At 61.0% G+C, this 22,328-nt stretch carries 22 protein-coding genes; 13 read left to right on the forward strand and 9 right to left on the reverse strand.

Annotation, left to right across the window (positions count from 1 at the left end; genetic code table 11):
- The first annotated feature begins 112 nt into the window (after nt 1-112).
- The 6 genes from fghA (at nt 113) to CLV74_RS17420 (ending at nt 5,257) form a co-directional block, all read left to right on the forward strand.
- On the forward strand, nt 113-937 hold the full coding sequence (fghA, locus tag CLV74_RS17395; RefSeq protein ID WP_106267499.1) for an S-formylglutathione hydrolase: 825 nt from the start codon (nt 113-115) through the stop codon (nt 935-937).
- 19 nt (nt 938-956) lie between these two features.
- Nucleotides 957-1,340, forward strand: a complete 384-nt coding sequence (locus CLV74_RS17400; protein ID WP_106267311.1) for a c-type cytochrome — start codon at nt 957-959, stop codon at nt 1,338-1,340.
- 131 nt (nt 1,341-1,471) lie between these two features.
- Complete coding sequence (gene xoxF5, locus CLV74_RS17405; protein ID WP_106267313.1) at nt 1,472-3,274, forward strand: lanthanide-dependent methanol dehydrogenase XoxF5; 1,803 nt, start codon at nt 1,472-1,474, stop codon at nt 3,272-3,274.
- 75 nt (nt 3,275-3,349) lie between these two features.
- The gene (locus CLV74_RS17410) at nt 3,350-3,886 is read left to right on the forward strand and encodes a c-type cytochrome, methanol metabolism-related (RefSeq protein ID WP_170108092.1); all 537 of its coding nucleotides are present in this window, start codon (nt 3,350-3,352) and stop codon (nt 3,884-3,886) included.
- Complete coding sequence (locus tag CLV74_RS17415; RefSeq protein WP_106267501.1) at nt 3,867-4,715, forward strand: substrate-binding domain-containing protein; 849 nt, start codon at nt 3,867-3,869, stop codon at nt 4,713-4,715. Before CLV74_RS17410 ends, CLV74_RS17415 begins: the two co-directional genes overlap by 20 nt.
- Nucleotides 4,712-5,257: a PQQ-dependent catabolism-associated CXXCW motif protein gene (locus tag CLV74_RS17420; protein ID WP_106267315.1), complete on the forward strand. Its 546-nt coding sequence runs from the start codon at nt 4,712-4,714 to the stop codon at nt 5,255-5,257. Before CLV74_RS17415 ends, CLV74_RS17420 begins: the two co-directional genes overlap by 4 nt.
- Here the strand turns inward: CLV74_RS17420 and CLV74_RS17425 are convergent.
- From CLV74_RS17425 to CLV74_RS17435, 3 genes are read right to left on the reverse strand one after another with little or no spacing between them, the layout of a single operon-like run.
- Nucleotides 5,241-6,182 carry a YncE family protein gene (locus CLV74_RS17425; RefSeq protein WP_106267318.1) on the reverse strand — a complete coding sequence of 314 codons (942 nt, stop codon included), beginning with the start codon at nt 6,180-6,182 and terminating at the stop codon, nt 5,241-5,243. The two genes, CLV74_RS17420 and CLV74_RS17425, sit on opposite strands and share 17 nt — an antisense overlap.
- On the reverse strand, nt 6,151-6,687 hold the full coding sequence (locus CLV74_RS17430) for an SRPBCC family protein (RefSeq protein WP_106267320.1): 537 nt from the start codon (nt 6,685-6,687) through the stop codon (nt 6,151-6,153). Before CLV74_RS17430 ends, CLV74_RS17425 begins: the two co-directional genes overlap by 32 nt.
- Nucleotides 6,684-7,226 carry a DUF3280 domain-containing protein gene (locus CLV74_RS17435; RefSeq protein ID WP_245888588.1) on the reverse strand — a complete coding sequence of 181 codons (543 nt, stop codon included), beginning with the start codon at nt 7,224-7,226 and terminating at the stop codon, nt 6,684-6,686. Before CLV74_RS17435 ends, CLV74_RS17430 begins: the two co-directional genes overlap by 4 nt.
- A 98-nt stretch (nt 7,227-7,324) precedes the next feature.
- On the opposite strand from CLV74_RS17435, the gene CLV74_RS17440 reads away from it, so the two are divergent.
- From CLV74_RS17440 to CLV74_RS17450, 3 genes are read left to right on the forward strand one after another with little or no spacing between them, the layout of a single operon-like run.
- Nucleotides 7,325-8,515 carry an ABC transporter substrate-binding protein gene (locus CLV74_RS17440; RefSeq protein ID WP_425430985.1) on the forward strand — a complete coding sequence of 397 codons (1,191 nt, stop codon included), beginning with the start codon at nt 7,325-7,327 and terminating at the stop codon, nt 8,513-8,515.
- A 17-nt stretch (nt 8,516-8,532) separates the two neighbouring features.
- Nucleotides 8,533-9,507: a YVTN family beta-propeller repeat protein gene (locus CLV74_RS17445; protein ID WP_106267323.1), complete on the forward strand. Its 975-nt coding sequence runs from the start codon at nt 8,533-8,535 to the stop codon at nt 9,505-9,507.
- A gap of 18 nt (nt 9,508-9,525) precedes the next feature.
- The gene (locus CLV74_RS17450; protein ID WP_106267325.1) at nt 9,526-9,954 is read left to right on the forward strand and encodes a hypothetical protein; all 429 of its coding nucleotides are present in this window, start codon (nt 9,526-9,528) and stop codon (nt 9,952-9,954) included.
- Nucleotides 9,955-10,005: 51 nt separating this feature from the next.
- Here the strand turns inward: CLV74_RS17450 and CLV74_RS17455 are convergent, their stop codons facing one another.
- Nucleotides 10,006-10,209, reverse strand: coding sequence for a hypothetical protein (locus tag CLV74_RS17455; RefSeq protein ID WP_106267327.1), 204 nt, complete (start codon nt 10,207-10,209; stop codon nt 10,006-10,008).
- A 388-nt stretch (nt 10,210-10,597) separates the two neighbouring features.
- On the opposite strand from CLV74_RS17455, the gene katG reads away from it, so the two are divergent.
- Nucleotides 10,598-12,793, forward strand: coding sequence for a catalase/peroxidase HPI (katG, locus tag CLV74_RS17460; protein WP_106267329.1), 2,196 nt, complete (start codon nt 10,598-10,600; stop codon nt 12,791-12,793).
- Nucleotides 12,794-12,830: 37 nt separating this feature from the next.
- Here the strand turns inward: katG and CLV74_RS17465 are convergent, their stop codons facing one another.
- Nucleotides 12,831-14,069, reverse strand: a complete 1,239-nt coding sequence (locus CLV74_RS17465) for an Hsp70 family protein (RefSeq protein WP_106267331.1) — start codon at nt 14,067-14,069, stop codon at nt 12,831-12,833.
- Between the two features lie 170 nt (nt 14,070-14,239).
- On the opposite strand from CLV74_RS17465, the gene CLV74_RS17470 reads away from it, so the two are divergent.
- Together CLV74_RS17470 and CLV74_RS17475 are read left to right on the forward strand one after the other, a co-directional pair.
- Nucleotides 14,240-14,923, forward strand: coding sequence for an HAD family hydrolase (locus CLV74_RS17470; RefSeq protein WP_106267510.1), 684 nt, complete (start codon nt 14,240-14,242; stop codon nt 14,921-14,923).
- Between the two features lie 141 nt (nt 14,924-15,064).
- Complete coding sequence (locus CLV74_RS17475; RefSeq protein WP_245888589.1) at nt 15,065-15,580, forward strand: acyloxyacyl hydrolase; 516 nt, start codon at nt 15,065-15,067, stop codon at nt 15,578-15,580.
- Nucleotides 15,581-15,703: 123 nt separating this feature from the next.
- On the opposite strand, the gene CLV74_RS17480 is transcribed toward CLV74_RS17475, so the two are convergent.
- The 4 genes from CLV74_RS17480 to CLV74_RS17495 all read right to left on the reverse strand — a co-directional run bounded on the left by CLV74_RS17480 (nt 15,704) and on the right by CLV74_RS17495 (nt 20,022).
- On the reverse strand, nt 15,704-16,651 hold the full coding sequence (locus CLV74_RS17480; RefSeq protein ID WP_106267335.1) for a D-ribose ABC transporter substrate-binding protein: 948 nt from the start codon (nt 16,649-16,651) through the stop codon (nt 15,704-15,706).
- A gap of 111 nt (nt 16,652-16,762) precedes the next feature.
- Nucleotides 16,763-17,809, reverse strand: coding sequence for an ABC transporter permease (locus CLV74_RS17485; protein ID WP_106267337.1), 1,047 nt, complete (start codon nt 17,807-17,809; stop codon nt 16,763-16,765).
- Nucleotides 17,810-17,833: 24 nt separating this feature from the next.
- Nucleotides 17,834-19,375 (reverse strand): sugar ABC transporter ATP-binding protein, encoded by a 1,542-nt coding sequence (locus CLV74_RS17490; protein WP_106267340.1) that lies wholly within the window; start codon nt 19,373-19,375, stop codon nt 17,834-17,836.
- The gene (locus CLV74_RS17495) at nt 19,372-20,022 is read right to left on the reverse strand and encodes a DUF2291 family protein (RefSeq protein WP_106267342.1); all 651 of its coding nucleotides are present in this window, start codon (nt 20,020-20,022) and stop codon (nt 19,372-19,374) included. Before CLV74_RS17495 ends, CLV74_RS17490 begins: the two co-directional genes overlap by 4 nt.
- A gap of 666 nt (nt 20,023-20,688) precedes the next feature.
- Between CLV74_RS17495 and CLV74_RS17500 the strand changes: the two genes are divergently transcribed.
- The gene (locus CLV74_RS17500; protein WP_106267344.1) at nt 20,689-22,326 is read left to right on the forward strand and encodes an FGGY-family carbohydrate kinase; all 1,638 of its coding nucleotides are present in this window, start codon (nt 20,689-20,691) and stop codon (nt 22,324-22,326) included.
- Nucleotides 22,327-22,328 lie beyond the last annotated feature (2 nt).

Raw genomic sequence — 22,328 nt, forward strand, 5'->3', positions numbered from 1 at the left:
ATCGACTCGATGATCACCCACAAGCTGAAGCTGGAAGACATCAACGAAGGCTTCGAACTGATGCACGCGGGTAAATCCATCCGCGCGGTGGTCGAGTTCTGAGGTGGGTATGATGGAGGTCGTTTCTGAAAATCGCAGTTTCGGCGGCCGTCAGATCGTCGCCAAGCACAACTCGACGGCGTGCAATACAGAGATGACCTTCGCGGTCTATCTGCCTCCGCAGGCCGAAGACGGGGAGGTGCCGGTTCTGTGGTACCTTTCCGGTCTGACCTGCACCCATGAGAACGCCATGACCAAAGGCGGGTTTCAGGAACACTGCGCGCGCCACGGCATCGCGATTGTGTTCCCCGATACCTCTCCCCGTGGTGAGGGTGTAGCCAATGATGAGGCCTATGATCTGGGGCAGGGCGCAGGCTTTTATGTGAACGCGACCTGCGATCCTTGGCGGCCCCACTTCCAGATGTACCAGTACATCACCGAAGAACTGTACGATCTGGTCGAGAAGGAATTCCCGATCAACGACCGGCACGGCATCACCGGCCATTCTATGGGCGGGCACGGGGCGCTGACCATCGCGATGCGCAATCCCGATCGGTATCAGTCGCTGTCGGCCTTTGCGCCGATCGCCAACCCCACCAACTCGGATTGGGGGCGCAAGCAGCTCTCGGCCTATCTGGGGGATGACGAGACAAACTGGAGCGCCCATGATGCCACGCTCTTGCTGGAACAGCACGGTTGGCAGGGGGATATCCTGATCGATCAGGGCGCCTCGGACCAGTTTCTGGACCTGCTGAAGCCCGAAGCCCTTAGCGCTGCAATGGCGCGTCGCCGTCAGGCGGGCAGCTTCCGGATGCAGGCCGGTTACGACCATTCCTATTACTTCGTCAGCACCTTCGCTGGCGACCACGTCGCTTGGCACGCCGAGCGTCTGAGCTGATACGCAAGAAAGGTTCACTATGTTGAAAAAGATCCTTGGCCTCGCCCTTGTACTGGCGGTTCCGGCGCAGATGGCGCTGGCCGAAGGCGATGCGGGTAAAGGCGAGAAAGTCTTTAAGAAATGCAAAGCCTGCCACGCTGTCGGCGATGGCGCTGAGAACAAGACCGGCCCTGTTCTGAACGGCGTTGTCGGGCGGACAGTCGGCACGGGTGCAGACTTCGAATACTCTAGCACGCTGGTCGACATGGGGGCCGAGGGTAAGAGCTGGACGCCTGAAGAACTGGACGCATTTCTGGCCGCCCCGCGTGACTACGCCAAGGGGACCAAAATGTCTTTTGCTGGATTGCGCAAGGATACCGAGCGCGCCGACGTGATCGCCTATCTGTCTACGTTTACCGAGTAATTTTCTGGTCTGGCGATCAGTGAAGAAAGGTCGGCGCCCGGTGGGAGGAGAACAATCCGGACGCAGACACCAAGGGCGGCAAACCGCCCTGCACCCAAGGTGATTAACACCGCAAAATCAGGGAGAGAGAAATGAGAACTTTAAGACTACTTACGTCAGGTCTAGCGCTCAGCGCAGCCTCAGTGGCTTACGCGAACGACGACCTGACCACTCAGATTGCCAACCCCGCTCAGTGGGCGATCCAGACCGGTGACTACGCCAACCAGCGCTTTAGCCAGCTGGACCAGATCAACGCGGAGAACGTAGGCGATCTGCAGGTTGCTTGGACCTTCTCGACCGGCGTTCTGCGCGGCCACGAAGGCTCGCCGCTGGTGGTGGGTGACACCATGTATGTCCACACCCCGTTCCCGAACATCGTCTACGCGCTGGATCTGGCCAATGAGGGCAAGATCAAGTGGAAGTACGAACCCAAGCAGGATCCCGACGTTATCCCCGTGATGTGCTGTGACACCGTGAACCGCGGTGTGGCCTACGCGGATGGCAAGATCTTCCTGCATCAGGCGGACACCACTGTTGTGGCGCTGGATGCCAACACCGGCGAAGTCGCTTGGTCGGTCAAGAACGGCGATCCTGCGATTGGCGAGACAAACACTGCGACCGTGATGCCTGTGAAGGACAAGGTCATTGTCGGTATCTCGGGTGGTGAATTCGGCGTTCGTGGTTCGGTAACCGCCTATAACATCGCGGACGGCAGCCTTGCATGGCGCGCCTATTCGATGGGTCCGGACAGCGACATCCTGTTTGATCCCGAGAACACCACCCATCTGGGTCAGCCTGTGGGCGCGGACTCGGGCACCAATACCTGGGAAGGCGATCAGTGGATGATCGGTGGCGGCACCACTTGGGGCTGGTATTCGTATGATCCCGAAGCGGATCTGATCTACTACGGCTCGGGCAACCCCTCGACATGGAACCCCTCGCAGCGTCCCGGTGATAACCGCTGGTCGATGACCATCTTTGCCCGTGACCCCGATGACGGCATGGCCAAGTGGGTCTACCAGATGACGCCCCATGACGAATGGGATTATGACGGCATCAACGAAATGATCCTGACCGATCAGGATGTTGATGGGGCACCGCGCAAGCTGCTGACCCACTTTGACCGGAATGGTCTGGGCTACACCCTTGACCGTCTGACCGGCGAGCTGATCACCGCAGAAAAGTATGACCCTGCTGTGAACTGGACCTCTGGTGTGGATATGGACCCTGCGTCCCCGACCTATGGTCGTCCCGCAGTTCTGGCCCAGTACTCGACCGAGCAGAACGGCGAAGACGTGAACTCGACCGGTATCTGCCCCGCGGCGCTTGGCTCGAAAGACCAGCAGCCGGCGTCCTACTCGCCGGAAACCCAGCTGTTCTACGTGCCGACCAACCACGTCTGCATGGACTATGAACCCTTCCGCGTCAGCTACACCGCAGGCCAGCCCTATGTGGGCGCGACCCTTGCGATGTATCCGGCACCGGACAGCCATGGCGGCATGGGTAACTTCATCGCATGGGACAACATTGCAGGTGAAATCCGCTGGTCGATCCCCGAGCAGTTCTCGGTCTGGTCGGGCGCACTGGCAACCGCTGGTGACGTGGTCTTCTACGGCACGCTGGAAGGCTACCTGAAGGCTGTTTCGGCTGAAACTGGCGAAGAGCTGTACCGCTTCAAGACCCCCTCGGGCATCATCGGCAACGTGATGACCTATGAGCATGGTGGCAAGCAGTACATCGGCATCCTGTCGGGTGTTGGCGGATGGGCCGGCATCGGTCTGGCTGCTGGTCTGACCAACCCGAACGACGGTCTGGGTGCTGTGGGCGGCTATTCGGCGCTCAGCGACTACACCGCTCTGGGTGGCCAGCTGACTGTCTTCGCGCTGCCGAACTGATCGCAAGCGTATCCTTGAACATGCGGAGGGGCCGGTACTGGCCCCTCCCGACACCAATCTTCCAAGGAATTTGATATGAGCCGACAGGGTTTCACAGTGCTCGCCATAGCCGCCGCAGGTTTGATGACCGCGCAGGGCGCGCTGGCCGAGGACAAAATCTCGCTCGATGATCCGAACATCGCCGTCTCTTACGAAGAGGGTGGCCGCTATTACACCGAAGACGATGTCCCGACGTTCAACATCAGTGACGCGGGTGAAGTGGATTGGCTGACCTTTTCCGGTTTCCGCCGCTACCATTCTGAATGCCACGTCTGCCACGGCCCGGATGGCGAGGGCTCGACCTATGCCCCGGCGCTGAAAAAGTCGGCACTGACGCTGGACTACTACGACTTCGTCGATGTGGCGACCAATGGCCGCCAGCGGGTGGACGCGGCAGATAACTCGGTGATGCCCGCCTTCGGCACCAATGCCAACGTGATGTGCTATCTGGATGACATTTACGTCTACCTGAAAGCGCGCGGCATGGAGGCTGTGCCCCGTGGCCGTCCCGCCAAGAAAGAGGCCAAATCCGACGAGATCCGCGATGCAGAAAATGCCTGCATGGGTTCGTAACTGCGCGGCTGCCCTTGTGGCTGGTCTGACACTGATCCTGTGTCAGACCACCGGGGCAGGGGCGCAGACCTCGGATCTGGTATCGCACAACGCCTTGCGCGTCTGCGCCGATCCGGCGAACTATCCGCTCTCGGATAAGGACGGCAACGGCTATGAGAACAAGCTGGCCGAGCTGATCGCGGGCGAGCTTGGGTTGCCCGTGCAGTACACGTGGTACCCTATGGCCACCGGCTTTATTCGCAACACGCTGAAGGCGGCGAAATGTGATGTGGTAATGGGCTACGCCCAAGGCCATGAGATGGTGCTGAACACCAATCACTATCTGACCTCTGGCTTCGTGTTGATCACGCCTTCGGATGGCGATTTGGCTGCGGTGACCGAACTGGCCGATCCCGCCCTCAAGGGTAAGGTGATCGGTGTGGTCGCCGGAACGCCGCCTGCCAACCATATGGCCCGCAACGGACTGATCAGTAAAGCGCGGCCCTATCAGCTGACCGTGGACACGCGCCATGAAAGCCCCTCCAAGCAGATGCTGGTTGATCTGGCGGCGGGCAAGATCGATGCGGCGATCCTTTGGGGGCCGATCGGTGGGCCGCTGGCCAAGGACGACTATCCGCAGATGAAGGTCACGCCACTGATCCATGAAACTCTGCCGCCCAAGATGTTCTACCGCATCACCATGGGCGTCCGTCAGGGTGAGAAAGTCTGGCAGCGCAAACTCAATTCGCTGATCCGGCGCAATCAGGACCGGATCGATGCAATTCTGGCAGAGGCGGGTGTTCCTATGCTGGATGCTCAGGGCCAAAAGGTTCTGGAGGTCTCCCAGTGAGTTGGCTGCGGGCTGCGTTCTTGGTTGCGCTGCCCGCAGCCGCCATGGGGGCCGAGCCCGAGCCGGAAGGATACCGCTTGGATGCCTATCGCGGTGCGGTGCCTAAGACGCTGGCAGGCGGTACGGTGGTGGATACGGCAACCGCCTATCAGCTTTGGGAAAGCGGTGGGGCGGCCTTTGTGGACGTGCTGCCGCAAGCACCCAAGCCCGACAATCTGCCCGCAGGCACCCTTTGGCGGGACAAGCCGCGCCATTCGATCCCCGGAGCGATCTGGTTGCCCAACACCGGCTACGGTGATCTGGCGGATGTGACGCTGGATTATTTCCTGAATGCACTGGCGCAAGTGACGGATGATGATCCGGCCCACCCGCTGCTGTTCTTCTGTCTGGAAGAGTGCTGGATGTCGTGGAACGCAGCCAAGCGCGCTTTGGCGGAAGGCTACACCACGGTTTACTGGTATCCCGACGGCACGGACGGTTGGGCCTTTGAAAACTACCCGCTAGAGCAATTGCACCCTTTCCCGATCAGTGATCCGCAATAAAGCGACCAAAGGCGCGGGGGCCGTCGGCGGTGTCATAGCTGTCCGTGATCTCTAGGGTGTCGGGGTCCAGAACCTGCACCGTGTTGTCGAACCAGTTGGTGAAAATCACACGCCCGTCTGCGGTGGTATCGATGCCCTCGGGGTATTCGTTGGTTTCGATCGTCGCGACGGGGGTCAGGGTGGCCAGATCAATGACGCTGAGGGTGTTGGCGTATTGGTTGGTCACAAAGGCGCGGCCCTTGGCGAAGGTCACACCATAGGGGCGCTCGCCCACGGGGACTGTGGCGATGACGTGGGCGGTTTCGGGGTCAATGACGCTTAGATCGTTGGTGCCCACATTGCCCACAAACAGCCGCCCGTCGGGGGCAAATCGTAGACCATAGGGGCGGATGCCAACGGAGATGCGGGCGATCAGCGCCAGCGTTTCGGCGTCGAACAAAGATACCTGATTCACATCCCGATCCGCCGAGGCAATCAGCCTGCCGTCATCTGACACGGCCAGCCCCGCCGGCGCGGCGCCGGTTTCAAGGATGCGCAGGACCGAGAGGTCGGCGGCATCCAAAACCCAGACCAGCGCGTTATACCAGTCCGACACAAAGACCCGCCCGCGCCGTTCGTCCAGCGCGATGCCCGTTGGGCCGCCGTCCAGATGGGCCTCGGCTGTGATCTCTCCGGTGATGGGGGTGTGACGGCGGACAACCTTGCCTTCGGGGGCCACGGTAAAGACTGCATCCGTTCCGACTGCGATGCCCGCAGGTTGGCCGGGCAGGGACCAACGAGCCGTTTCCTGTCCGGTATCCAGATCGAAAAGACTTAGGGCATTGCCATTCTGGCAGGTGATATAGGCCCGCTCTGCCTGTGCGGGCAGAGCGGCCAGTATCAACGCCAGAACACTATGGCGCGCCGAAGCGTTCAACCAGCGCATCAAGCCCTGCCTGATAGACCCCTGTGACAGCGGCAACGGCCGCTTCGTCGTTCAGTTCGGGCGGCGGATCGTTGTTCGGATAGCCGCGATAGAAGGCACCGCGCCATTCCACGGTTGATCCGCCCTCGGCGCGGGGCTTCACGGTTAGGTGGGACGAATAGTTGGTGACGGGCAGAACCTCGACCAATACGTCAGTGATCCGGTAGGAATAGGTCATCTTCGCCGCGTCGTACTTATACAGCACCTCGTCGATGGTCGGGCCGCCTTCCTGGCCAAGCACCAGATGGCGGGTGGCGTCGATGTCATTGCCGCCTGTGCCTTCGGTGCTGAAAACCGCCGGATGCCAGCTCATGTCCTGAAAGTTGCCAATGGCCTCCCAGACGGCGGCAGGGTCTGCGGCCACATCGGCGGTCAGGGTGACCTTTTGCCTTGAGGGCCCGTGGGCCAGAGCAATCCCCGGCAAAGCGGCCAGAACCGCAGCCGCCAGGAAATGACGTCGTTTCATGGTTTTCCTCCCATCTCGTCTTTGAATATCGCGTTCTTCAGGATGTAGCGCATGCCCCGCAGCCAGCTTTCGTCCGTGTTGCTGCGGATATCGACTACGCGGCCCTTCACGGTCTGCCCGCTGGCCGCATCGCGCAGTTGCAGGTTCATGCTGAGAATCAGGTTCGAGACCTTTTGCACTTCGCCCACCAGCGCGTAGTCCGCGCCCAGTTTGGTGGCCATGCGGGCGTCGCATCCATAGCATTTGGCTGGGTTCACCACCGTGTCCAGCTGCTCTTGAATTGGCGAAAGGTCCAGCAAGTTGTAGCCCTGTTCTGTAAAGGTCTGGCGCACCAGATCTTCCAGAAGCTTGATCCGCGCCACTTCGGCGGGGTCTTGGCCAAAGGCTTCGGACTGCAATGAGGTGTCCAGATAGGTGATCCCGAAAAACGCCACTTTGCCCGCGTCAGCGGCATGGGCCGTGGCGGGGCAAAGGGCAAGTAGAAGAGGGATCACATAACACTTCATAAGGATGATGGTGGGCTTCGTATGCCATCGCATTCAATTGCTCCGAAAGTATCGGGTCACGGGGGGCAATGCCTCTGTCAAGGTCGGGAAGAGGCTTGATTTCTCGGGGAAATGCGTAGCAGGGAGGCATCGTGTTACAGACGATTAAAGCAGTCGCAGTGGCAGGTGTTTTTGGGCTTTTCGGTGCAGCAACTGCCCAAGCGGTCGAGGTGCGTGCAGGCGTCTTGCGTGTGGACTATCCGGCGATGCTGCCAATCTCGCGCTTTGATCTGCGGCCTGATGATTTGGGGCTGGCAGGGGCGCTGTTGGCCGATGAAGACAATTCCACCACAGGCCGTTTTCTGGGGCACACCTATGAAACGGTCACGCAGGTTGCCGCGCCCGAGGGGGCGTCCGATGCGCTGGCGGCGATGCTGGCGGATGGGGTGCGCTTGGTGGTCTTGGCCGCAGACGGACCTGACACGGTGGCGCTGGCCGATCAGGCTGCGGCTGCCGGTGCGCTGGTGCTGAACGCGGGTGCGCGGGACAACGCCCTGCGTGATGAGGCGTGCCGCGCCAACATGCTGCATATTTCGCCCTCCAATAACATGAGCGCCGATGCAGTGGCCCAGTTCGCCATGTGGAAAAAGTGGCCCCGCTGGGTGCTGATCGAAGGGTCAAACCCTGCCGATCAAGAACTGGCCGCCAGCTATCGCCGCGCCGCCGCCAAGTTCGGGGCCAAGATCGTGGAAGAGCGGGTGTTCGAGGATACTGGCGGCTCTCGCCGGACAGATTCGGGACATGTTCTGGTGCAGCGCCAGTTGCCGACCTTCATGCAGGGGCTGGACAAGCATGACGTGGTGATGGCCGCCGATGGTACCGATTATTTCGCCGCCTACCTGCCGTACCACCTGTGGGACCCTCGCCCTGTGATGGGCAGCGCCGGATTACGGCCGGTCAGCTTTCACGCAGGAAACGAGACATGGGGCGCGACCCAGTTCCAGAACCGTTTTGAGGCGCTGACAGGGCGTTATTCCCAAGAGGTGGATTATCAGGTCTGGTTGGCCCTGCGCGTGATCGGCGAGGCCGTGACCCGCACCGCATCAAACGATCCTGCGACCTTGCGCGACTATATGCTGGGGGACGAGTTCGAACTGGCGGCTTTCAAGGGCCAGAAGGTGACGTTCCGCAATTGGAACGGCCAGATGCGCCAGCCGATCCTGCTGTATGACAGCCGCATCACGGTCAGCGTTAGCCCACAAGACGGCTTTCTGCATCAGGTCTCGCCGCTTGATACGCTGGGTCTGGACCGTCCTGAATCCCGTTGCACCGCTTTTGATTGATCCCCTTGGGAGGCCGTATGAAATCCTTACTGACCAGCACCGCCCTGATCCTGCTGACCGCCTCGGGGGCGATGGCGGGCAAAGCCTTTGTCTCGAACGAACGTGGCAACACGGTCACGGTGATCGACACCGACAGCTGGACCGTCGAGACCGAGTTCGCCGCAGGTAACCGTCCGCGCGGCATTACCCTTAGCCCTGACGGCAGCTTGCTTTATGTCTGCGCGTCCGACGATGACACAGTGCGGGTGTTCAACAGCGAAACCTACGAAGAGCTGTACACGCTGCCCTCAGGGCCGGACCCCGAGCTGTTCACCATGCACCCCAGCGGCAACCCGCTGTATATCGCCAATGAGGACGACAATCTGGTCACGGTGACCGACACTGAAAGCCACACCATTCTGGCCGAGATCCCCGTGGGGGTGGAACCTGAAGGCATGGCGATCTCGCCCGACAGTGCTTTTGTGGTGAATACCTCGGAAACCACCAACATGGCGCATTTTATCTCGACCGCCGATTACGAGATCAAGCACAACATCCTTGTGGACCAGCGCCCGCGCTATGTTGAATACACGCGGGATGGAAAGCGGCTCTTTGTCAGTTCTGAGATTGGCGGCACGGTGTCGGTGATTGATATCGCCGAGGATGGCACACCGACCCTTTCCAAGAAGATCGGGTTTGAGGTGGCAGGGGTTTTGCCTGAATGGCTGCAGCCTGTCGGGGTCCGCGTCACAGATGATGGTAGCCGTATCTTTGTGGCCTTGGGGCCTGCGAACCGTGTGGCTGTGATCGACGGGGAAAGCCTTGAGGTGGTGGATTACATCCTTGTGGGGCAGCGCGTGTGGCAAATGGCGTTCACGCCGGACCAGAAATACCTGCTGACCACCAACGGCAATTCGAACGACATCACCGTGATCGACGTGGCCAAGGAAAAGGCGATCCAGTCCATTCAGGTGGGTCAGCAGCCTTGGGGCGTTGTGGTGACGCCGAACTGATTTCTAAGGGAGAGAGAAATGAAGTCGATGATTTTGGCGGCGTTTGTGGCCGCACTGGCATTGCCCGTAGCAGCGCATGATTATGGGTTTGCAGGGGTGCTGTCGTCCAATAACTCGGGCGAGATGCCGGGCATCACTTTGTCCGTCGGAAAGCCCTTGGCCGAGGGGCCGATCACACTGAAATCCGGCACCATGTATGAGCTGGAGATCGAAGCAGACGGCACGGGTGAGCTTGGCCTTGAAGGGCCGGGGTTCTTTCGGGCGATCTGGGTGAACGAAGTGGTAATCAACGGACTGGAAGTGCGCCCGTTCGGGCTGGAAAGCGTCGAGTTCGATGAAGAAGGTGAGATGGAGATCGAGTTTCTGGCGATCAAGCCGGGGCAGTATTTCCTGCGCATCCCAGGTAGCTCGGGCGAGAGCCAGCGGGTCGATATTACAATTCAGTAAGCAGAAGCGGCACGCGACCGGTCCCTCCCTTGAAGGGCCGCGTGTCCGCAGTCAGGCGTCTTGCTCGTTCAGGTTAAGGGTGCGGCACTGCCATTTTTGAACTTGAAACGTGGGGTGGGTCATCTGCCATTTGGCCAGCTCGGGCTGTGCGCCCATCATGCAGGTCATCGGTGTAATATCGGTGAACAGCAGGCTGCGCTGTTCGCATTGGGACGGCTCTGACGCAAGGCAGGCCGTGAAGAGAAGCTCGATCATCTTGATCCTTTCATAGGCTTGAGGGCGGTGCTTCCATTATGCTGCATTGCAGCGAAAACTGCATTCGGTGGTGTCGGTGCAGGCGGTATTCTTTTGGCTGGTGAACAAAAGAATAGCATAGAGCGTGCCACATCTTTGGCCACTGCGGCGTTTTCGACTGACGAAGCGCAACTTTCATAAGTTAAAATTATCACGCCGATTAAAAATCAGAAATTTTCATTATCGATCCGACTCACTACCTTGGTCGCAGGGAGACATGAGGAGGCTTCAAAGCCAGCTTTTTAAGGCGTTCGGCGCGGCGATCGAGAGATGGCCGCGGCCTCTCCTTGTCTCGGATGGATACCTTGCTGCCCGCTTCGGGCGGCCTCAGCTACGATTGGAGCGAACAATGGACGGTAACGATATCTCTGGCGGCAAATGCCCGGTGATCCACGGCGGCTCGTTGAACACACGGATGGATATGCGGTCGAACCGCGACTGGTGGCCCAACCAGCTGAACCTGAAAATCCTGCACCAGAACCAGCCTGCGTCGAACCCGCTTGGGGATGCGTTCAGCTACAAGGATGCGTTCTCGAAGCTGGACTATGATGCGCTGAAGGCCGACCTGACCGCGCTGATGACTGATAGCCAAGAGTGGTGGCCTGCGGACTATGGCCATTATGGTCCGTTCTTCATCCGTATGGCGTGGCACAGCGCCGGCACCTACCGGACCGGCGATGGCCGTGGTGGTTCGCGCTCGGGGACCCAGCGTTTCGCGCCGCTGAACAGCTGGCCGGACAACGTGAACCTTGATAAAGCGCGCCGCCTGTTGTGGCCGATCAAGCAGAAATACGGCAACGCCATTTCGTGGGCCGACCTGATGATCCTGACCGGCAACGTGGCGCTGGAAAGCATGGGCTTCAAGACCTTCGGTTTCGGCGCAGGCCGTACCGATGTCTGGGAGCCGGAAGAGGACATTTACTGGGGCGCAGAAGACACCTGGCTGGCCGACAGCAGCCACAAGGACAGCCGCTATAGCGGTGAGCGTGATCTGGAAAACCCGCTGGCCGCCGTGCAGATGGGCCTGATCTACGTGAACCCCGAAGGCCCCGACGGCAAACCCGATCCGGCTGCGGCTGCCTTCGATATCCGTGACACCTTTGGCCGGATGGCGATGGACGATGAGGAAACCGTTGCTCTGGTCGCAGGTGGTCACACCTTTGGCAAATGCCACGGGGCAGGGGATGCCGCGCTGGTCGGTGCAGAGCCCGAAGGTGCGGATATCGCCTCGCAAGGTTTTGGCTGGGCCTCGACCCATGAAAGCGGCAAGGGCGTGCATACCATCAGCTCGGGCCTTGAGGGCGCGTGGACGCCGAACCCGATCAAGTGGGACAACGGCTATTTCGACATGCTGTTCGGCTATGAGTGGGAGCTGACCAAAAGCCCCGCCGGTGCCTACCAGTGGACGCCTGTCGACGTGAAAGACGAAGATCTGGCCCCCGAAGTAGACGGCAGCGGCAAGGTCAAGACCATGATGGCGACCACCGATATCGCCCTGCGCACCGATCCGGCATATGAGAAAATCTCGCGCCGGTTCCATGAGAACCCCGATCAGTTCGCCGATGCCTTTGCCCGCGCTTGGTTCAAGCTTACCCACCGCGACATGGGCCCCAAGGCCAACTACTGGGGTCCGGAAGTGCCCGCAGAAGATCTGATCTGGCAGGATCCGATCCCCGCTGGCGACGCGCTGGGTGATGCGGATGTGGCAGAGCTGAAGGCGCAGATCGCGGCCTCGGGTCTGAGCGTATCGCAACTGGTCACCACCGCTTGGGCATCGGCCTCGACCTTCCGCGGCTCGGACATGCGTGGCGGTGCGAATGGTGCCCGCGTGCGTCTGGCACCCCAAAAGGATTGGGACGTGAACCAGCCCGCAGAACTGGCCAATGTTCTGGCGGTCTATGAGGACATCAAGGCAGGCTTCGGCAAGCCCGTGTCGATCGCGGACCTGATCGTTCTGGGTGGCTCGGTCGGGGTCGAGCAAGGTGCCAAGGCCGCTGGCCGCGACCTGACCGTGCCCTTCACCGCTGGCCGTGCGGACTCGAGCCAAGAGCAGACCGATGCGGAAAGCTTTGACGTGATGGAACCCAAGGCGGACGGTTTCCGCAACTACCTGCAGCGCGACTTCTCGGTCACCGCAGAAGAGCTGCTGGTGGACAAGTCGCAACTGCTGGGCCTGACTGCGCCGGAAATGACCGCGCTGGTTGGCGGTATGCGGATGCTGGGGGCAAACCACGGTGGCGCGGCGCATGGCGTTTTCACCGCGACGCCCGGCGCGCTGACCAACGACTTCTTCCGCAACCTGCTGGACATGGGCACCGAATGGAAAGCCGTGTCGGATAAGGAAGACGTGTTCGAAGGCCGTGACCGCGCGACTGGCGATGTGAAATGGACCGGCACCCGTGTGGATCTGGTCTTTGGCTCGAACTCGCAGCTGCGGGCGATTGCCGAGGTCTACGCGCAGGACGATATGGCCGACCGTTTCGTCAGCGATTTCGTCAACGCATGGGTCAAAGTGATGAATGCCGACCGGTTTGACCTGAACTAATCAGGTTTGACCACCACTCACGGCAGCGGGGCGTTCGTCAGAGCGCCCCGCTTGCTATTGCCAGACCGTCAACGACGGCGGTGAAGGCCTCAGACCGGTGGACTTTTGCCATGGGGCAAACCGCGCGGGCCTCATTCTCGACCAGCTTCATCAGGCTGGAGCCCCCCACCAGAATGACCGAGCCGATGCGATCCGGCGTCACGCCTGCATGCATCAGGGTCTGGTACATCGCCTCTTTCAGTTTGAAGCTGTAATCGTTCAGTGCCCTGTTCATGCTGCCGGTGGTGATGGTCGCCTCTAGGCCGCGTTCGATATAGCCCATCTTGATGGCCGAGCGTTCGCCGTTGTTAGCCGCGATCTTTCCGGCCTCGACCGCGAAGGCCAACTCATGGCCAAGCTGGTCCTCAATCACTGTTTCCAGCCGCTTCAGCTTTTCAGGGCTTTCCGACAGGCGCAGCATGTCACGCACAAGACGCAAGGTTTCGGGCGTGTAGACAAATGGGATCGTGGACCACGTAGACAGTTCGGTGAACAGCGCGTTCGGCACGGGCAGCAGGCCGTCGCCCATCTCGCGGCGCAGTTCCGATCCGTGGCCAAGAAGGGGCATGGCGTGAGACATAGAGACCGCGTGGTCAAAGTCCGTGCCCCCAAGGCGGATGCCGTGGCTGGCCAGAATGCGCATGCCGTTCGCGCCGGTTTCATAGACGGAAAAGTCGCTGGTACCGCCGCCGATGTCCACGATCAGACCGATGCTGGCGCTGCCCATCTGGTGGCAAGCAGTGGCGGCGGCTTCGGGTTCGGCCATGAAATGCACGTCCTTGAAACCGGCAGCCATATAGCAGCCGCGCAGGTCTGCCTCGGCCTGCGCGTCGGCGGCGTCATTGTTCGAATGGAATCGCACGGGGCGACCCGACAGGGCGGTGTCAAACGTCATGCCCGCCTGCGCCTCGGCCCGTTCTTTGACGCGGATGAGGAAGGCGGTGATGATCTCGGCCAACGTGCGACGCTTGCCGCCAAGCAGGCGGCTTTCGTGCAGCAGGGGCGTTCCCAGCACGCTTTTCAGTGCCCGCATATAGCGGCCCTCTTCGCCGTCAATCAGCGCCTGTCCCGCTGCATGCCCCACCATCATCGGCGCTTTGCCGACGGGAAAGAAGACTGCCGTGGGCAGGGTCTCATCACCGTCTTCGATGCTGAGGCGGCGCACCGCACCATCTTGCCAAATCGCCGCCGCCGAGTTCGAGGTTCCAAAGTCGATGGCAAGGGGTAGGGCGGTCATGGGCGTGTCCTCTGGAGCAATGAGAGGCGCTGCTGCTATCCCGTGCCGACCATTCGCGCAAGGGTTTTAGCGGAAAGGGAACGCTGTGTTGCGGGGATGCGGGCAGATGTCCTCTGGCGCTCGGGCATGTTTCCGCTAACGTATGCCGAAGTTGAGGGAAGGAAATGCGCGTGACACGTATCAAGGCGATCATATTTGATCTGGATGGCTGTCTGGTGGACAGCGAACGGCTGGTGCTTGAGGCCATCGTGGACGAGATGAAAGCCGAAGGCGTGGCCGATGCCAGCTTTGAGGAAATCCGCGACAACTTTCTGGGCTGTTCACTGGCGCGTATCAAAGCGCATGTTGAACAGCGCTCGGGCCGTCCTTGTGCCGACGGGTTCGCGGGGCGGATCGAGGGGCGGCTCCGTGCGGCCTATCCTGACCACCTGCGCCGGATCGACGGGGTGCTGCCCTTGCTGCAAGACCTGAAGGATCGCGGCATCGCTGTGGGGATTGCCACGGGTGGTTCTGTGTCGCGGATGGGCTTTACCTTGCAGCACAGCGGCCTTGCGGATTGGTTCATTGACACTGGTTTCAGCGCCGAAATGGTCCAGCGCGGCAAGCCCGCGCCCGATATCTTCCTTTTGGCGGCAGAGGGTCTTGGGGTCTTGCCGGAGGACTGTGCGGTGATGGAGGACTCGCCCCTTGGGGTTACCGGCGCGGTCACCGCCGGAATGCGGGCCGTGGGCTTTGTCGGGGGCGGTCATCTGGATGGTATGCGCGCGGCCCATGCGCAAAATTTGCAGGACACGGGCGCCTCGGCGGTGCTGTATTCGCTGGATGGCATGCTAGAGGCTCTGCTGGATCTGTAATCTGGCTTGGGCAGAAATGCCGCGGTTGCAGGTCAAATGCGCAAAGCTGGCCTAACTTTGTTGAACCGCGCGGATTTTTCCTGTTTCTAGGTGAGAACAGGTTGGGTCCGACGAAGGCCGGACCAATTGAGGAGATACATCGTGGCAGACGGAACCTTTGCAGTCCTGACACTGGCCTTGGGCCTTTTCGACATGACCCAGAACCATTGCCCGAACGAAGGCTGTCTGGCCAAGAACACTGTGGACAGCCATCTGTCCTTCTCGGCGGCAGAGACCTATTTCCAAGAAGACCCTTATGGGCAGGAATTCTACATCCGCCACGACACCAGCCTAGCGCACGGGCCTTTCCAGACCATCTACGGCCTGTCGGTGACCGATGATCAGGATGTGTGGTTCGGTGTGGGCCATGCCTACACAATGCCGCTGTTTGAAGGGGCGTATATGCAGTTGCACGCCATGCCCGGCGTCTATTTTCAGGGCGATGGGGTGGACCTTGGCGGTTTGATCGAATTCCGCTCGGGGATCGAACTGGGCTATGAGGCCCGCAATGGTCTGCGTGTGGGCCTTGGCTACGACCACCGCTCGAACGCGGGGATTTATGAAAGCAACATGGGGCTGGAAACGGTCATGCTGCGGGTTTCGATCCCGACCAACTGATCCGGCTGTGATCCGATTGAAAGGCCGCCGCGCAGCATTGCGCAGGCGGCTTTTTTGTGCCGCCAAACAAAATGGGCGCCCCCGTGGGGACGCCCGATCCATCGTGACCGATGGGAGGAGGTCTTAGTTCGACAGAACGAAGGGCGCGGTGTAGTTGGCCACGTTGCTCTGGTCGATGATCATGCAGTCAAACAGCTGCTTTTCGGTATCCACGGCCAGTTCGCCGGTCTTGATGAAGTGGTCTGCCTGGCGGACAGCTTCGGCCGAGAAGACAGCCACGGGCTGCAGCACGGTGTAGGCCATCTCGCCCGATTTCACGGCTTCGACCGCATCGGGCGAGCCGTCAAAGCCGCCGACGATCACGCCGTCCAGCTTGCCTGCTTCTTTCAGCGCCGCGATGGCACCCAGTGCCATTTCGTCGTTGCCCGAGATCACAGCGTTCACATCGGGGTTGGCTTGCAGCATCGACTGCATCTTGTTGTAACCTTTGGTACGGTCCCAGTCGGCCACTTCCATCGCCGCTTTTTCCAGGTCGGGGTACTGGGTCAGAACGGTCTCATAACCGTTCGAGCGGGTCTGCGCGTTGTTGTCCGACGGAGCGCCGAACAGCTCGACGTATTTGCCCGCGTCGCCCACGGATTCGACCCAGTGCATCGCACCCAGCGCCGCGCCTTGGGCGTTGTTCGACACCAGCTGAGCCTTGGCCAGACCGCTTTCGTTGATCTCTGCGTTCACAAGGAACACGGGGATGCCTGCGTCGATGGCCTTTTTGACCGCGCCGATCGAGCCGTCCGCGTTTGCGGGGTCAAGGATGATCGCCGCCGATTTGTTGGTGATTGCGGTGTCGATCAGGGTGCTTTCGGTGTTGGTGTCGCCTTTGTGGGCGCTGACCTTGGCTTCATAGCCCAGTTCTTCGGCGGTGGCTTTGGCAACCTCGCCTTCGGTGAACCAGTAGGGGTTCGACGGATCGTTAACGATGATGGTCATCAGACCCTCGGCCCATGCGCCGCCGGCCATCAGAGGTGCGGTTGCCACTGCTGCGAGCAGGATCTGCTTACCTTTGGTGAACATAATAAAGTCTCTCCCTGAGATGTGGTTTGCTGTGGTGGTGCCGGACGTCCGGCGGATCTGGGTGGGGTGGGCTCCTCCTGTGCCCATCTGGTCCACCACCCGGAATTTCGGTTATTTGCGCGGTTTGGCTTTGTACTGGATGCTGTTCAGCAGCACCGCGAGGACGATCACTGCGCCGGTGAAGACGGTTTGCCAGTAGGCGCTGACCCCGATGATCACGAGGCCATCGCTAAGAAAGCCGATCACGAAGGCCCCCAGCATTGTGCCGCGGATGGTGCCGCGTCCGCCGGTCAGGGCCGCGCCTCCGATAACGACAGCCGCGATGGCGGTCAGCTCATAGGTGGTGCCAGCGGTGGGACCGGCAGAGGTCAACTGCGAGGACAGGACCAGACCCGCGATGGCCGCACATGCGCCAGAGATCATGTAGACTGCGATCTGCACCCGCTTGACCGGAACACCGGACAGTTCAGCGGCGCGTTCGTTGCCGCCCGAGGCATATAGCCAGCGACCAAAGGCGGTACGGGCCAGCATCAGGCCAACGGCCACGGCCAGCACGGCCAGAATGATCACGCCGATGGGCACGCCGCCGATGCGGTTGAACCCGATCCAGTCAAAGCCCGTGTTGCCAAAGTCCGCCTTGCCCGCAAGGTTGTTGAAGGTCAGGCCATTGGTCATCAGCAACGCAATGCCACGGGCCACATACATGACGCCAAGGGTCGCCACGAAGGCAGGCACCTTGAAGAAGGCGATCAGCACGCCATTCACTGCCCCCACAGCCGCGCCAAGGATCAGCGTCAGCACCACCACGGCCCAGACGGGCGGGTAAAGGATGACGCCTGCGGCCTCGATCGTGACGCCTTGCATCAGCCAGCCCGCGACCACGCCGCAGAGGCCAAGGGTCGAGCCGACGGATAGGTCAATCCCGCCGTTCAGGATCACCAGCAGCATGCCAATGGCCAGAAAGCCGAAGATCGCCACGTGGCTGGACATGGTCAGGAAATTGCTGACCGAGAAGTAGTAGGGCGACAGGATTGAAAAGATCACGATGATCGCGATCAGGGCGAAAAAGGCGCGGCCCTCTAGCAGAAGGCGGGCGATGTCAAAGCCGCCTCGGCCTGCGCTGGAACGGGTTTTCGCGGTTGAGCTGATATCGGACATATCGGGGGCTCCGTTTGAAACTGGTTAGGCGGCCACGGACTCGCCGGAGGCGGCCATGATCTGTTCTTTGGTGGCGTCGGGGCCGAAAACAGCGCTGATCCGGCCCTTGTGCATCACGATGATGCGGTGGGCGATAGACAGGCATTCGCTGACTTCCGACGTGGAGTAGAGGACGGCCAGACCGCTGCGGGCGCGCTCGGCCAGTAGGCGGAAGACCTCGGCCTTGGCGCCGATGTCGATGCCGCGACTGGGCTCATCCAGCATGATCACCGTAGGGTGGGTGGCCAGCATCTTGCCGATGACCACCTTTTGCTGGTTCCCGCCCGAGAGCGATCCGATGGCCGCGTCGCCGCCGTCGGTTTTCACGGTCACATCGCGGATCGTGTCGGTGATCAGCAGCCCTTCGTCCTTGCGCGAGGTAAACAGTCCCCGCGTGAACTGCCGGATGCTGGCCAGCGACAGGTTCTGTCCGACGCTCATGGTCTGGACAAGGCCGTCGCGCTGGCGGTCTTCGGGGACAAGGCAAAGCCCTGCCTCTATCCGCTGGGCCAGCGACAGGTGGCTGACCTCTTGCCCGTGTAGATGGATGGTGCCGCCTGCTTGGCGTAGCCTGCCAGCGACGGTCTCCATCATCTCGGTCCGGCCAGCGCCCATGAGGCCGTAGATGCAGACGATCTCGCCTTGCTGGATATCCAGTGACATGCCGTCCACCACCGCGTAGCCCGCGCCGCCTTCGTCCATAACCGTCAGGTCTTTGATCGACAGGGCAGGGGCGCCGAAATCGTAGCCGGTCGGGGGCGATCCCAGATCAAAGTTCTCGCCCACCATATTGCGGACGATCCATTCCAGATCGATCTGGTCGCGGGGCGCATAGGCGGTCATCGTGCCGTCCCGCAGCACCACCGCATGGTGGGTGATGGTCAGTGCCTCTTCCAGATGGTGCGAGATATAGACGATGGACACGCCCCGCGCTGTCAGGTCGCGGATGACCTTGAACAGCACCTCAACCTCACTGGCTGACAGGGCCGAGGTCGGCTCGTCCATGATCAGGATGCGGCTGTTCACCGACAACGCGCGTGCGATTTCAACGATCTGCTGTTGGCCAAGGCGCAGTTCCTCGACGGGGGTCAGGGGATCGATGTCCTCTTCCAGTTCCTCCATCAGCAGGCGGGTCTGGCGCTCTTCCTCGGCATAGTCGATGCCGGTGGGTGTGCGGATTTCGCGGCCCATAAAGATGTTGTCCCGCACATTCATATTCGGCGCGAGGCTAAGTTCCTGGTGGATGATCGACACACCAAGCGCCTGCGCGTGGCTGCTGGAGGCAAAGCTGATCGGCGCGCCGTCCAGAATGATCTGGCCACGGGTGGGTTGGATCACACCCGAGAGGATCTTCATCAGGGTGGATTTGCCAGCGCCGTTCTCGCCGAATAGCGTGGTGACCTGACCCCGATGGATGTCAAAGTTCACGCCTTTCAGGGCATGGACGTTGCCGTAGGACTTGGCCACATCGCGGGCGGCCATGACCACTTCTCTTAGGTCCGGATTTGCTTGGGGCGTGTCGTTCATTTGACTGTGAACTCCACAGGCGTGACCAGCCACATCTTGGGGCTCATCATCTTGAAGACGCCGGTCACCTCAACGGTTTTGCCGGTCAGCGAGTCACGGTCCAGCCCTTCCAGAACCTCGGCCTTCATGACGTTGTTAATGCCCGCACCGGCGTTCTGGTATTCGATCTGGTTGGTGAAGGCGCCGAACTCGATTTTGCCGGTGGCATCGCGCAGGTCGGTGCCGTTTACCGCAGGGCCGGTCTGCACGCGGACCTTGGCGTCCTGCATCCCGTCGATGTTGACGTAGAAGGTGCCCGATTTCCCTTCGCCGACAACGCCGGTGAAGGTCACAGGGATCACAGGGGCGATGCCTGCGGGCGTGCCGTATTTGGTGCCAGCAGCGGTCTTGTCGGCAATTGCGGCATCAAAGAAGGTTTTGGCGTCCACCGCCTTAGCCTTCACGAAATCGCGGATTTCAGGGAATTTCTCGGCCCCGAACGCGTCGGGGGAAAAGCCCTGCTGGCGGGCGTCCTGTTCTGATCCGATGCGAACAACAGTTGTATCCAGCGCCATCGCCGCCAGTAGCGCGATGCCGACAGCACCTGCGATCATCCGGCCTTTACTGGCGCGAGCAGGGGCGCGGGTTTGGGAAAGATTGGCACTCATGCGGTGGCCCTTTTTCATGGGTGAGATCAGGGCAGCACGCGGTCCCCATACGGGTGGCGCCGCCCTGTTTCAGCTCAATGGCAGGTGTCAGATGTCGCGCAGCGGCGCGGGCTGAGGCGTGTGATGCAGTCTCATGGTGTCTCCTCCGGTTTGCGCTCCGGCGCGCCCTCCACTGCGCGTTGGTCCGGATCGCCAGCCCATGGGGCTGTGATATAATTATGTTATAAGAGGGGGCTCCGGGCGATAGGATCGACCGGCTTTCCCCGTCAAATGCGATGACTTTCCCGCCTGATCCGCCGGTTCCAAGGGCGCAGCCCGTTTGCCCGCAAGGGCAAAAAAGGGCCGTCAGTGCCGGGCGCAAAACCATAAAGACCCAGATATAGGGTCAAAACTGCGCTGAAACTCGTCAGATTCGGCGGGAACGCCCCGCTGATAGGAATGAACCTTAACTGAAAAATTTTTCGACGGAAGAAAAAAATTACATGTACAGAAATATTTTTCTACGTTATGTCTGTGATAGATCGGCGCCCCTGTGGCGCTGCGCCTTGCACTTATTGCGATTTTTGGATGCCCTAGGGTGTCCGCTGCGCATGTGTCGGGCCGGAGGAGAATGATTTGATTGCTTGCGGAGGGGCATTGCGCCTGCCGCTGGCAGCAGGAGGAGCGATGTCACAGCAACAGGACATCATCATCGGAATCGATGCGGGCACGTCCGTGATCAAGGCTGTCGCTTTTGATCTGGCGGGGTGTCAGTTGGAAAGCGCGTCGGTGCTGAACCACTATCTGACCGGCGCAGACGGGTCCGCCTGCCAGTCCTTGGGGCGCACGTGGGATGACTGCGCGGCGGCTCTGCGCGGTTTGGGCGAAAAGGTCGACGGTCTGGCGCGGCGCACGGCGGCTGTAGCGGTGACGGCGCAAGGGGATGGTACTTGGCTGGTGGGGCAGGGCAACACGCCGGTCTCGAATGCATGGCTGTGGCTGGATGCGCGTGCGGCCCCTACGGTGCAGGATCTGGCGGCGGGTGAGTTGAACCGTGCGCGGTTCGAGGCGACTGGCACTGGTCTGAACACCTGCCAACAGGGCACGCAGATGGCCCATATGGACCGCTACGCGCCCCATCTTCTGGATCAAGCCGAGGTCGCGCTGCACTGCAAGGACTGGCTCTATCTGTGTCTGACTGGTCAGCGGGCGACGGACCCGTCGGAATGCAGCTTTACCTTCGGCAACTTCCGCACCCGCGACTACGATGATCTGGTGATCGAGGCTTTGGGCCTTACCCACCGCCGGCACCTGCTGCCCCCTGTGGTGGATGGGTCGCAGGTGACGCACTCCTTAACGGCTGATGCTGCGGCGCAGACGGGCCTTCTGGCCGGAACGCCTGTGTCACTGGGCTATGTGGATATGGTGATGACCGCGCTGGGGGCTGGCGTGCATACGGGTGACGCGGGGGCGGCTTGTTCGACCGTGGGCTCGACCGGCGTGCATATGTTGGCCAAACCCTCAGATCAGGTGCATCTGAATGCGGAAGGCACCGGCTATGTGATCGCGCTGCCTGTGCCGGGCATTGTGACTCAGGTCCAGACCAATATGGCGGCGACGTTGAACATTGACTGGGCCTTGCGCCTTGCCGCTGATCTGATGAGCGCCACGGGCCGAGAGGTTCAATATTCCGAGCTGGTCCAGCACATCGAAGGCTGGTTGTCCCAGAGCAAACCGGGCCAGATTTTGTACCACCCCTATATCTCAGAGGCGGGCGAGCGTGGGCCGTTCGTGAATGCCAATGCCCGAGCGGGCTTTGTCGGCCTGACCGCACACCATCGCTTTGCTGATCTGTTGCGCGGCGTGGTCGAAGGTTTGGGGATGGCAGCACGCGATTGCTACGCGGCGATGGGCGATGCGCCGACCGAATTGCGCCTAACTGGCGGGGCGGCACGCTCTGCCGCGTTGCGGGGCGTGCTGGCGGCCAGCGTGAAAGCGCCCGTTCGCGTGTCCCAGCGGGATGAGGCAGGCGCGGCGGGCTGCGCCATGATGGCCGCTGTCGCGATCGGGGCCTACGACACGATGGATGATTGCATCGCGGAATGGGTGACGCCGCTGCTTGGCGCACCCGAGGCCCCCGATGCGGACCTCTCGGCAATCTATGACCGGAACTATCCGGCCTATGTGGCCACCCGTCAGGCGATGGTGCCTGTCTGGGACACTTTGGCGGGGGATCCCCGCGCCCCTTGGGTGCAGGCGACCGATCCCCATGACGAACACACTGACATGACGTTGGACGCAACCCTCGCGTCCCAGAGGAGCTAAGC

Origin of the sequence: Donghicola tyrosinivorans, assembly GCF_003003355.1 — a bacterium.
GTDB classification, from domain to species: domain Bacteria; phylum Pseudomonadota; class Alphaproteobacteria; order Rhodobacterales; family Rhodobacteraceae; genus Donghicola; species Donghicola tyrosinivorans.